This window comes from Flavobacterium koreense, assembly GCF_054776075.1.
Genome location: NZ_BAAHCF010000029.1, coordinates 222367 through 233752, shown reverse-complemented (window position 1 = coordinate 233752; position 11386 = coordinate 222367). Strand labels below are relative to the sequence as shown.

The following is an 11386-nucleotide window of genomic DNA, read 5'->3' as shown; positions in this document are numbered from 1 at the left end:
TAAAACTTCTAATACATTTCCAACAACTTTGTAACAGTATTCCAATTTCTGATGGTTGCTGTGACGTTTAGTTTTTTCTCGATGTATTTTTGGTCAAGTCGAGTTTTTCCTGCGCCGATGTCGTATTTTATGAAGATTCTGTTGCCGTCAATTACGGCTTCGTCGGGTTTGAATTGGCTTATTTTTAATTCGTTTATGGCAGAACTTGATAATTCTTTAGAAATAAAAGCTACGTACAATTTCTTAGTATCAACATCTTTTTGTTTCAAAAAGGGATTGTTTTTAAAACACAACTCCAAATCATTTTTTCCAATTACAATCACCGGAACTTCGTGACCAAAAGTTTTGAAGATTTCTTGTTTGATTTTGAAACCCACACCAAAACCGCTTTCTTCCTCGGTTTCTACAAAGACATTTCCACTTTGAATATAAGTAACCACATTAGTAAACCCAATGGCTTCCAACGTAGTTTTGAGCGCTTCCATTTTTATCATGTTGTGTCCTGAGACGTTAATGCCGCGAAGTAATGCTAGGTGTTTCATGGTGTAAATATAATCAAAAGATAAATCAAACCAATTTTACAAAATGCGGTGATTATAAAACTTATTTACCGCATTTTTGCGGTGATTAAACAAAATAATCACCGCAAAACTTCTTATTTCAGTAAAAATATTGTATTTTTACCGCAAATATGCGGTGATTATGTACATACATCAACTTAAAAATTGGCCAAATTTCACTTGGGATTCAGACGAAGTAAGTTCATTACTTGGAGTTGTGCGTCACCAACAAGGAAAAATATTGGGACAAATGCAAGCTCTTGGCTTTGGTCAATTAGAAGAAAATATGCTAGTTGCTTTAACAATGGACGCACTAAAAACAAGCGAAATAGAAGGTGAGCTTCTAAATCCAGAACAAGTGCGCTCTTCTATAGCAAAACGTTTAGGAATAGAAATAGCTGGAATAGTTAAATCTGATAGAAATGTGGAAGGCGTTGTAGAAATGTTATTAGACGCAACTCAAAACTATAACAAACCTCTAACCGAAGAACGCTTGTTTGATTGGCATGCGGCTTTATTTCCAACGGGAAGAAGTGGCATGCACAAAATAATAACTGGTGCATGGCGCGATGGAACAATGCAAGTAACTTCTGGCGCAATGGGAAGAGAAATAATACATTTTGAAGCTCCAAAAGCCGAAAAAGTACCATCCGAAATGAACCATTTTTTAGATTGGGTTGAAAACGAAAACAAACTTGATAAAGTACTAAAAGCGGCATTAGCACATTTGTGGTTTGTAACAATACATCCGTTTGATGATGGAAATGGTCGTATAGGAAGAGCTGTAACCGATATGCTTTTGGCACAAGCTGATGACAGTTCGCAACGATTTTATTCGATGTCGGCGCAAATACAGATAGAACGAAATACGTATTACTCGTTATTAGAAAGCACCCAAAAAGGCGATTTAGATTGTACCGAATGGATGGTTTGGTTTTTAAATTGCTTACTGCGTTCGATGAAACAAACCGATGAAACCATAGCCAAATCAATGGCTCGTACTAAATTTTGGGAAGTCAACAAAACAACAGTTTTTAATGCACGTCAACAAAAAATAGTACAAATGCTATTAGATGATTTTTTTGGAAACCTCAACGTTTCTAAATATGCCAAAATAACCAAAACCTCAACCGATACGGCTTTGAGAGATTTGCAAGATTTGGTTAAAAAAGAGGTTTTAGAGCAAGTTGGAAAAGGTCGAGGAACTTGTTATAAAATTAAGTAATGAGTTATTGATAACTAATTCTTCTATTTTACCCTTTTTATCATGTTGTGTCCTGAGACATTGATGCCGCGAAGTAATGCTAGGTGTTTCATAAAATTAAATATTCTGCTAAATTATATTTTTTTCTTAAAGATTCTTATAAAACAAACCAATACATTATTTTTGCCTCATGGGAAAAAAGAAGACAGACAGAATTATATTTGAAAACGTTACCGTGCTTGATGCTGGTGCTAAAGGTGTTTCGGTAGCCAAAGCTCCTGAAGGACAAGTAATATTTATACCTAACGTTGTGCCTGGCGATGTGGTGGATGTGCAAACGTTCAAGAAACGTAAATCGTATTTTGAAGGAAAAGCAATAAAATTTCACTCCTTTTCAGAAAATCGTATTGAACCAGTTTGCGAACATTTTGGTGCTTGTGGCGGTTGCAAATGGCAAAACATGAAGTATGAACAACAATTGTTTTACAAAAATAATGAAGTCTTCAATAACCTAAAACGCATTGGTAAAATCGATTTACCTGACTTTGAACCCATTTTAGGTTCAGAAAAACAATTGTTCTACAGAAACAAAATGGAATTCGGATTTTCTGATACGCGTTGGTTGACCGAAAGTCAGATTCAATCGAGTGAGGAAAATTTGAGCAAGAAAAATGCTTTAGGGTTTCACGTTCCGAAAATGTGGGACAAGATTTTAGACATTGAAAAATGTTGGTTGCAAGAAGATCCATCAAACGATATTAGAAATTCGATAAAAGAATTTGCCGATAAAAACGGAATGACTTTTTTCAATGCTAGAAATCACGAAGGTTTGTTGCGTACCTTAATGATTAGAACCGCTTCGACTGGCGAGATTATGGTTTTGATTCAGTTTTTTGAAGACGACAAAGCCAATCGTGAGTTGATGATGGATTTTATTCACGAGAAATTCCCACAAATTACTTCGTTGCAATATGTCATCAATAGCAAAGCTAACGACACACTTTACGACCAAGACATCAAATTATATAAAGGAAGAGATTATATTTTGGAAGAAATGGAAGGTTTGAAATTTAGCATCAACGCTAAATCGTTTTACCAAACCAATTCCGACCAAGCATATGAATTATATAAAATCACAAGAGATTTCGCCGGTTTAACTGGAACCGAAGTCGTTTATGATTTATATACTGGAACCGGAACAATTGCGCAGTTTGTTTCTAAAAAAGCGAAAAAAGTAATTGGTGTAGAAGCCGTTCCAGAAGCAATTGCTGATGCTAAAGAAAACGCCAAACGCAATGAAATTAGCAACTGTGAGTTTTATGTTGGAGATATGAAAAATGTTTTCAACGACGATTTTATTGCAAAACACGGTAAACCAGATGTAATCATCACCGATCCACCAAGAGACGGAATGCATAAAGATGTTGTGGAAATGTTATTAAAAACTGGTGCTCCGAAAATTGTTTACGTAAGTTGTAACTCGGCTACGCAAGCTAGAGATTTGGCTTTGATGGACGAAATGTACAAAGTTACTCGTGTGCGACCTGTAGATATGTTTCCGCAAACGCATCATGTGGAAAATGTTGTACTTTTGGAGTTGAGATAGTATTAAGATTTGAGTATTAAGTAGAAAGACCTATGAAAAAAATATTTTTATTATTGTTTGTGTTTTCGCTTTTAGGATGTGAGAAGGATGATATTTGTGATGCAACTACGCCTACTACTCCTAGATTAGTAATTGAATTTTATGATTTTAATGCATCTACTGAGACTTTAAAGAATGTAAGTAATCTTGGAATCGTTGCTCCTCCATTAACAGAAGGCTTAGGTTTTTCTGCCGTGAATAAAATTCAAGTTCCATTAAAAACTAATGCAGAAAGTACCACATTCAGTTTTATTCAAAACGGAACAGATACCGACTTAACCAATGATAATGAAGATGTTTTAGAATTTAATTACACTACAAGAGAAGTTTATGTTTCTCGTGCGTGTGGATTCAAAACATTGTTTACGCTAAAGCAAACCAATCCGATTGTTAACGCAGAGCCATTTAGTAGTCCAAGCTCTTGGATAAAAAATATCGTAATAATAAAACCAAACCTTGAAAACGAAAATGAAGTACACGTTAAAATATTCTTTTAGTCTACTATTGCTTGTAGCTTCGTTTTTGGGAAATGCTCAAGAAGTGAAAGTCAAAGACAGTATCAAACCAAAAACTGAGCGTTATGGTTTGCGAGTTGGTGTTGATTTATTCAAACTAACGCGTTCGTTTTATGAAAAAGACTATCGTGGTATTGAATTGGTTGGTGATTTCAAATTAACCAGAAAGCACTACATCGCAGCAGAAATTGGAACAGAAAACAAAACTGTAGATGACGACCGATTGAACTTTACTACCAAAGGAACTTACTTAAAAGCAGGTTTTGATTTTAATGGATATGAAAACTGGTTGGGCATGAACAACATGCTTTACGTAGGTATGCGCTATGGATTTAGTTCGTTTAGCCAAACCTTAAACTCTTACACTATTTACAATCCGAATCCTTATTTTGGACAAGCTCCAGAAATGCCATCAGGTGATAAATTCAATGGACTTACAGCGCAATGGGTTGAAGTTTTGGCTGGAGCAAAAGCAGAAATGTTTAAAAATTTCTATGTTGGAATGAGTGTGCGATTAAACTATTTAGTTTCCAACAAAAAACCAGATGGATTTGACAATTTATACATTCCAGGTTTCAATAGAACTTACGACGGAAAATTTGGCGTAGGAATAAACTACACCGTTTCCTATTTTGTTCCTATTTTTAAATCCGAGGTTAAACCTAAAGAAGGAAAAAAGAAATAGTAAAGCGAAACATCATAAAATGATAAAAAATCTATTCAATTTAAAAAAAGTAAAAATTTGGGTAATTGGTGTAATGATTTTTTATATATTATTGTCTTATGAGTTATGCTACTTCTTAAGATTTGCAAAAAGTGAAACTCAGAGTCACTATCTTTACTTTTATGCTGTTTTTTCTCAACTATTTATTTATGCTTTTTTATATAAAGCATTGAGAGATATTAAAGTATATTTATTTATTTTTATTATTGGTGTTTTACATCTTTACCTATTTTTCATATTAAAAGAAAATGCATCGCTTATTGGTTTGAAAAATAATATAGTTCTTAGTCTTAGAAATACAATCATTCTACTAATTATATTTAAAGTCTTACAGTTTGTTAGTTTAAAAACTCAAAATCAAGAATTAGTAAATATTGGTAGGAATAATAAAGATGTCTATGGAACTAGAAATGTTACTAGAGTAGATTACATTCTAGAAATAATCTATATCACAGCAACTTTTATATTATTGATAAAGTAGAAAAACTATATCTAACAAACATTAATTTATCTCCTTCACTCCTTTTACAAAGATAACTTTCATAAACAATTTTTCACCGTCTTTAGTTTTAACGGCTTGAAATTTTGGAGCAAGTATTGTTGCTATAACAAAAGCTACAATCAAAATCCAAATTCCTTTCAAATCTGTAAACGCTTGGATAGCTACTTGCAACGGCAAAAAGAAAGCCGCAAAACTTAACATGTTGTAAATAAATGATTTTGTTGATTTACTCATTTGTCTGTAGTGAAATTATATATTGTACTTTTAAAAAGCTATTATTCGCCTTCTGCTATCTGAAACTTTGTTCGTTTACTTCCTTCGTACATTTCGTATTTTACCAATCGCGCTTCTAAACTTCCGTTAAAAAGTTTTATTTTTCTAGAAGGTTTCAATCCAACATGTTTCAATGCTTCTAAGTTTGCTGTAATAAACCAAGCATGAGTTCCTGGATAATTTTGCTTCATGGTATCGCCCATTTCTCTGTAAAAACGTTCTAAATCAATATCCAAACGTTCGCCATAAGGTGGGTTGAAAACCATTTGCAACGGACCAGAAGTTTCTTTTTTAGTATCAAAGAAATTTTGTTGTTCTACTTTAATGTAATCATCAAGGTTGGCGTTTTTGATGTTATCAATAGCTTTATTGACAGCACTTGGCGCTTTATCGTATCCTTTTATAGTGTAATGAAATTCACGTGTGCGTTTCATTAGTGCATCAATAATTTGATCAAACAAATCGTTATCCCAATCGTTCCATTTTTCAAAAGCAAATTCTTTTCTGTTGATGTTGGCTGGAATATTACAAGCAATCATTCCGGCTTCAATAAGAATTGTTCCCGAACCACACATTGGATCTAGGAAATCGGTTTTTCCTTCCCAACCTGCTAACAATAACATTCCTGCTGCTAGAACTTCGTTTATTGGAGCAATGTTCGTTGCTGTTCTATAACCTCTTTGATGCAAAGAATTTCCAGAAGTATCTAAAGCCACCGAAACTTGGTCTTTATCGATGTGGATATTGATTCTTAAATCTGGATATTCCTTATCAATACTTGGACGAACTCCAGTTTTCTCACGAAATTGATCTACAATCGCATCTTTAGCTTTTTGCGATACAAATTGTGAATGTTTAAAAAAATCAGAGTGAATGGTAGTATCAATTACAAAAGTTTGATTGGCATTCAAATACTTACTCCAATCAATTCCTTGTATTCCTTTGTAAAGTAACACATCGGTTTTTGCTCTGAAATAATAAATTGGTTTTAAGATTTTTAAAGCAGTTCTCAAAGATAAATTGGCTTTATACATAAAACCTTTATCACCTTTAAAACTTACCATTCTTGTACCTATTTCAACATCTTGAGCACCTAAAACACGTAATTCTTGAGCTAATATTTCTTCAAAACCAAAGAAGGTTTTGGCAATCATTTTAAAATTTTCCATTTTCAATATCAAAATTCAATTGCAACTTCAATCCCGAATTGTCGGGACAATTGCAATTTCAACAATTAACTAAATTCCAAACTTGGAATAACTTCTGCAAAAATACACTAAATTTGCACGCTAGGAATTCATTTGAAAAGATAAATGTCAGAAAATACAAATTTGAAAACCAATAACTGGTTCGCCTCTTGGTTTGATACACCTTATTACCACATTCTTTATAAAGATAGAAATTACCGTGAAGCACAGATTTTCATGGACAATTTGACGCATTATTTAAACTTACCTGAAAAGGCAAAAGTATTAGACTTAGCTTGCGGAAAAGGTCGTCATTCTATTTACTTGAATCAATTAGGATTTGATGTAATTGGCGCCGATTTATCTGAAAACAGTATTGCTGAAGCTACTAAAAATGCAAATGCAACTTTACATTTTGAAGTGCATGACATGCGAGAAAAATTTGAAGATAAATTTGATGCTATCTTTAATCTTTTTACAAGTTTTGGTTATTTTGAAAATGATAATGATGATTTAAAAACATTAGTTGCAATAAAAGAAAGTCTTACCGATTACGGATTTGCTGTAATTGATTTCATGAATGTGCATCAAGTAATTCCGAATTTAGTTCCTGATGAAGTTAAAACTGTTGATGGAATTGATTTTCATATTAAAAGATATGTTGCCGATAATCATATCATCAAAGAAATTGATTTTGAAGACAACAATGAAAAATATCATTTTACAGAAAAAGTAAAAGCATTGACGTTAGAGGATTTTCAAAATATGATGAACGATGCTGGAATTTATTTATTGGACACTTTTGGTGACTACAAGTTGAAGAAATTCCATAAAAATACTAGCGAACGATTAATTATGATATTTAAATAATGAATTATTTATTACCTTTATTATCGGTTTTAATTGGTTTTTTTATAGCGATAGCATTAAAACCTAGAGCCAAAAAGAATTTAAAATTACTATTAGCTTTTAGTGGTTCTTTTTTGCTTTCACTAACAGTAATTCACTTGCTTCCAGAAGTATACGAATCCCACAATCACAATGTTGGAATTTTTATAATGATTGGTATTTTGTTTCAAATAATATTAGAATTTTTTTCAAAAGGAGCAGAACACGGACACGTTCATGGACATGATAAAATGGCTCAAATGCCATGGCTATTATTTATTAGTTTATGTATTCATGCGCTTTTAGAAGGATTTCCTGTTGGTCATCATCACGAATTGGCACTGGGAATTGCCATTCATCATCTTCCAATTGCCATCATCCTAACCACTTTTTTCTTGAATGCTGAGTTAAATAAAACTGCTTTGTTCCTTTTTATGTTAACCTTTGCCATAATGACACCGCTTGGGACTTTCATTTCTGATATTTTTCCAGCTTTAAATAAATACTATAATGAGATTACGGCAATAGTAATTGGAATTTTATTCCACATCTCTTCAACTATTATTTTTGAAAGTAGCGAAGGACATAAATTCAATATTGCAAAAATCTCGATGATAATTTTAGGAATTGTTTTGGCTTATTTTATGTAGATTTACAACATGAAAAGATTTCTATATTTTACATTATTTATACAATTACTTGCTTCTTGTAATAATGATATAAAATTTGATAAGAATAAATGGCAGGTAAATTCTGATGGATTTTACATTCATAGAGATAAAATGATTAATGATTTATTTTCTAAACATAATTTATCAAATTTAACATATGATGAAATTATAAATTTACTAGGTAAACCAGAAAATTATGCTAATGTTGAAGAAAATGAAATTTATTACAATATCGTAACTGATTATGGATGGGATATCGATCCTGTTTATTCAAAAAATTTAAAAATTCAATTCGACACACTAAATAAAGTCAAAGATTATAAAATTGAAGAAATAAAGAAATGAACTTCACTAAAACCACTGAGCAATCTTCCAAATACGAGCATTTAGAAAAAATGTCTGTTTCTGAATTGTTGACAAACATCAATAATGAAGATAAAACCGTTCCGTTGGCAGTTGAAAAAGCTTTGCCTCAAATTGAGTCATTAGTTTCAAAAGTGGTTGAAAAAATGAAACTTGGTGGACGACTTTTTTATATTGGAGCAGGAACTTCTGGAAGATTAGGAATCGTTGATGCTTCAGAATGTCCTCCTACATTCGGAGTTCCATTTGATTTGGTAAACGGAATTATTGCAGGTGGAGATAAAGCCATTAGAAAAGCAGTTGAAAACGCCGAAGACAATACTACACAAGCTTGGATAGACTTACAAGAACAAAATATTTCAGAAAACGATGTTGTAATAGGAATTGCTGCCTCAGGAACAACTCCATATGTAATTGAAGGTTTGAAAAAATGTAATGAAAATAATATTATTACTGGTAGTATCACTTGCAATGAAGGAAGTCCGTTGGCATTAACAGCAAATTTTCCAATTGTCGTTGTAGTTGGACCTGAATTTGTAACTGGAAGTTCGAGAATGAAAGCAGGAACAGCTCAGAAATTAGTATTAAACATGATTTCAACTGCAACCATGATTCAATTGGGAAAAGTGAAAGGCAACAAAATGGTAGATATGCAATTGAGTAATGATAAATTGGTGGATAGAGGCGTAAAAATGATTATGGGTGAAATTCCAGTTGATTATGAAAAAGCTAGTCAATTATTAAAGGAATTTGGAAGCGTTAGAAAAGCCGTTGAAAATTGGAAATAATAACTTAAAATAAATAAATATGAAAAAAATACTTTTAACATTCGCATTATTACTTTCTGTACTTTCTTTTTCTCAAGAAATCAATCTTGAAAGAGGTAAATATTATGTAAACGGAAGTCAGATTTCTACTAGAGAAACCAAACAATTATTGGCTTCTAATGCTGAGGCTTTGAGTAAATTCAAATCAGGACTTGGTAAAGAATCTGCTGGTGGTTTCCTTATTGGATTTGGTGGTGCATTGGTTATTACCGATTTGGTAGTAGGTTTGGTTTCAGATGTAAAATATCCAACTGCGGCAACCTATATTGGAGCTGGAGCCTTAATTGTTGCAATTCCTGTTTTATCAGGAAAGAATAAAAAAATTAAAGAAGGAATTGATTTGTATAATAGCGGTTTGAAAAATCTCGGAGAAACAAATTCAAATTTTGAGGTGAACTTAATAGGAAACCGAAGAGGTTACGGCATCCAAATTCGTTTTTAATATGGCAACCAACAAAGAACTTTTAGCTAAAGGTGTAAAGTATTTATTTGGTGCATTGCCAATGATGTTTATTGGACCAAGTTTAATGTATAATGCTTTCATGAACAAGCATACCAATTGGCATTATTTAATTTTAGTAATTGGTTGTGCTGTTTGTATAACATCGGTTTTTTTAGCTTTCAAAGGAATAAAAACTATGACTGATGCACTTTTTAATGATAAACAATAGTAAATTTTTATGAAAAAAATAATGCTTTTCTTTTTTACAATAACACTTCTTAGTTGCCAAAACAAATTGGAATGTAATCCAAAAGAGTTTAAAACCGGTAAATTTGAATTCGTTCAAGAAGTTAATGGCAAAAAAGAAATTACAACATTTGAACGAACAGATAAATTACAAATTGAAACCTACAACGGAAGAACCGATACGGCTTCAGTCCGTTGGGTAAATGACTACGAATTTATTCTTCAAAAATTGCATCCTAGAAATATGGCTGAAAAAAAAGCAATTTCCATGCGCTTCATTTCTACAAAAGGAAAAACCTATACCTTTGAATATTCTTTTGTAGGAGAATCAAAAAAACAAATGGGAACTGTAACAAAAATCGATTAATTCCGTAAAACCACTTTAACAATAACTTTTTTAAACTAACCAATGGAAGTATTATTTACCACAGATGCACTAATTGCACTTTTAACATTAACCTTTTTAGAAATCATTCTTGGTATCGATAACATCGTCTTTTTATCAATTGTATCAGGAAAATTAAGAGCCGAAGACCAACCAAAAGCTAGAAGAATTGGACTATTGTTAGCTATGGTTTTTCGTATCATTTTACTTTTCGGAATCACTTGGGTTATGGGATTAAAAAAATCTTTTTATGATTTTGATTTCGGATTTTTCTCAGGTGGAATTTCAGGACAAAGCTTAATTATCTTTGGTGGAGGATTGTTTTTGTTATACAAATCGGTATCCGAAATTCATCACAAATTAGAAGGTGAAGAAGAATCAACCAACGGAAAAGCAAGCAATAGTTTATCCGCTGCTATTTTACAAATCGCTTTATTAAATATCGTTTTCTCATTTGATAGTATCTTAACAGCTATTGGTTTAGTAAGTTCTGCCGAACCACCAAAAGGTTTTGGACCTGCTGGAGCAATAGAAATCATGATTCTTGCTATTATAATTTCCATTGTTGTAATGCTTGCCTTTGCAGGACCAGTTTCTAAATTCGTAAACGAACATCCAACGATACAAATTCTTGGGCTTTCCTTTTTAATTCTAATTGGAGTAATGCTTCTAGCTGAAGGTTCGCATTTGGCAAACTTTAAATTTGGGGACGATGTTGAAGTTCATAGTATCCCAAAAGGTTACTTATATTTTGCTATTTTCTTCTCTTTATTTGTGGAATTCCTAAACTTAAAAATGAAGAAAAGCAGCAAAAAACCAGTTGTCTTACACAACAGTAAAATCATTGATAAAAAATTAGAAGATAGCGATATTACTAATTAATCGTATATCGTTGAAAGAAAAAAATGGTGATTGAGGCTCTCGAAATCACCATTTTTTTTATGGTTTAAAAAG

The 11386-nt window shown here is 32.3% G+C and carries 16 protein-coding genes; 13 read left to right on the top strand and 3 right to left on the bottom strand.

The annotated features are described in order from the left end of the window. Positions 1 to 8: 8 nt before the first annotated feature. On the bottom strand, positions 9 to 542 hold the full coding sequence (locus tag ACYU7A_RS09240; protein WP_460575962.1) for a DUF1697 domain-containing protein: 534 nt from the start codon (positions 540 to 542) through the stop codon (positions 9 to 11). A gap of 160 nt (positions 543 to 702) precedes the next feature. Between ACYU7A_RS09240 and ACYU7A_RS09235 the strand changes: the two genes are divergently transcribed. The 5 genes from ACYU7A_RS09235 (at position 703) to ACYU7A_RS09215 (ending at position 5129) form a co-directional block, all read left to right on the top strand. Then, complete coding sequence (locus tag ACYU7A_RS09235) at positions 703 to 1785, top strand: Fic family protein (protein ID WP_460575960.1); 1083 nt, start codon at positions 703 to 705, stop codon at positions 1783 to 1785. Positions 1786 to 1954: 169 nt separating this feature from the next. Beyond that, positions 1955 to 3370 (top strand): 23S rRNA (uracil(1939)-C(5))-methyltransferase RlmD, encoded by a 1416-nt coding sequence (rlmD, locus tag ACYU7A_RS09230; RefSeq protein WP_460575958.1) that lies wholly within the window; start codon positions 1955 to 1957, stop codon positions 3368 to 3370. Positions 3371 to 3402: 32 nt separating this feature from the next. Beyond that, the gene (locus ACYU7A_RS09225; RefSeq protein WP_460575956.1) at positions 3403 to 3906 is read left to right on the top strand and encodes a DUF6452 family protein; all 504 of its coding nucleotides are present in this window, start codon (positions 3403 to 3405) and stop codon (positions 3904 to 3906) included. Then, on the top strand, positions 3878 to 4609 hold the full coding sequence (locus ACYU7A_RS09220; RefSeq protein ID WP_460575954.1) for a DUF6048 family protein: 732 nt from the start codon (positions 3878 to 3880) through the stop codon (positions 4607 to 4609). Before ACYU7A_RS09225 ends, ACYU7A_RS09220 begins: the two co-directional genes overlap by 29 nt. A 19-nt stretch (positions 4610 to 4628) precedes the next feature. Further along, positions 4629 to 5129 (top strand): hypothetical protein, encoded by a 501-nt coding sequence (locus ACYU7A_RS09215; RefSeq protein WP_460575952.1) that lies wholly within the window; start codon positions 4629 to 4631, stop codon positions 5127 to 5129. A 21-nt stretch (positions 5130 to 5150) separates the two neighbouring features. Here the strand turns inward: ACYU7A_RS09215 and ACYU7A_RS09210 are convergent, their stop codons facing one another. Both ACYU7A_RS09210 and ACYU7A_RS09205 read right to left on the bottom strand, forming a co-directional pair. Beyond that, on the bottom strand, positions 5151 to 5384 hold the full coding sequence (locus ACYU7A_RS09210; RefSeq protein ID WP_344814988.1) for a hypothetical protein: 234 nt from the start codon (positions 5382 to 5384) through the stop codon (positions 5151 to 5153). Between the two features lie 41 nt (positions 5385 to 5425). After that, complete coding sequence (locus ACYU7A_RS09205; RefSeq protein ID WP_460575950.1) at positions 5426 to 6592, bottom strand: THUMP domain-containing class I SAM-dependent RNA methyltransferase; 1167 nt, start codon at positions 6590 to 6592, stop codon at positions 5426 to 5428. Between the two features lie 144 nt (positions 6593 to 6736). On the opposite strand from ACYU7A_RS09205, the gene ACYU7A_RS09200 reads away from it, so the two are divergent. Genes ACYU7A_RS09200 through ACYU7A_RS09165 form a run of 8 tightly spaced genes read left to right on the top strand, consistent with a single transcriptional unit; the run spans position 6737 to position 11314 of the window. After that, positions 6737 to 7480 carry a class I SAM-dependent methyltransferase gene (locus ACYU7A_RS09200; protein ID WP_345089596.1) on the top strand — a complete coding sequence of 248 codons (744 nt, stop codon included), beginning with the start codon at positions 6737 to 6739 and terminating at the stop codon, positions 7478 to 7480. Then, the gene (locus tag ACYU7A_RS09195) at positions 7480 to 8148 is read left to right on the top strand and encodes a ZIP family metal transporter (RefSeq protein WP_460575948.1); all 669 of its coding nucleotides are present in this window, start codon (positions 7480 to 7482) and stop codon (positions 8146 to 8148) included. The genes ACYU7A_RS09200 and ACYU7A_RS09195 overlap by 1 nt, the downstream gene beginning before the upstream one ends. Positions 8149 to 8157: 9 nt before the next feature. Next, complete coding sequence (locus ACYU7A_RS09190) at positions 8158 to 8514, top strand: hypothetical protein (RefSeq protein ID WP_460575946.1); 357 nt, start codon at positions 8158 to 8160, stop codon at positions 8512 to 8514. Then, a complete protein-coding gene (gene murQ, locus ACYU7A_RS09185; protein ID WP_344814992.1) occupies positions 8511 to 9320 on the top strand; it encodes an N-acetylmuramic acid 6-phosphate etherase in 810 nt (269 codons plus the stop codon). The genes ACYU7A_RS09190 and murQ overlap by 4 nt, the downstream gene beginning before the upstream one ends. Positions 9321 to 9339: 19 nt before the next feature. Beyond that, positions 9340 to 9801 carry a hypothetical protein gene (locus tag ACYU7A_RS09180; RefSeq protein WP_460575943.1) on the top strand — a complete coding sequence of 154 codons (462 nt, stop codon included), beginning with the start codon at positions 9340 to 9342 and terminating at the stop codon, positions 9799 to 9801. Between the two features lies 1 nt (position 9802). Beyond that, a complete protein-coding gene (locus ACYU7A_RS09175) occupies positions 9803 to 10030 on the top strand; it encodes a DUF6095 family protein (RefSeq protein ID WP_344814993.1) in 228 nt (75 codons plus the stop codon). Positions 10031 to 10039: 9 nt separating this feature from the next. Then, the gene (locus ACYU7A_RS09170; protein ID WP_460575941.1) at positions 10040 to 10414 is read left to right on the top strand and encodes a DNA topoisomerase IV; all 375 of its coding nucleotides are present in this window, start codon (positions 10040 to 10042) and stop codon (positions 10412 to 10414) included. Between the two features lie 42 nt (positions 10415 to 10456). Then, a complete protein-coding gene (locus ACYU7A_RS09165) occupies positions 10457 to 11314 on the top strand; it encodes a TerC family protein (protein ID WP_460575939.1) in 858 nt (285 codons plus the stop codon). Positions 11315 to 11386 lie beyond the last annotated feature (72 nt).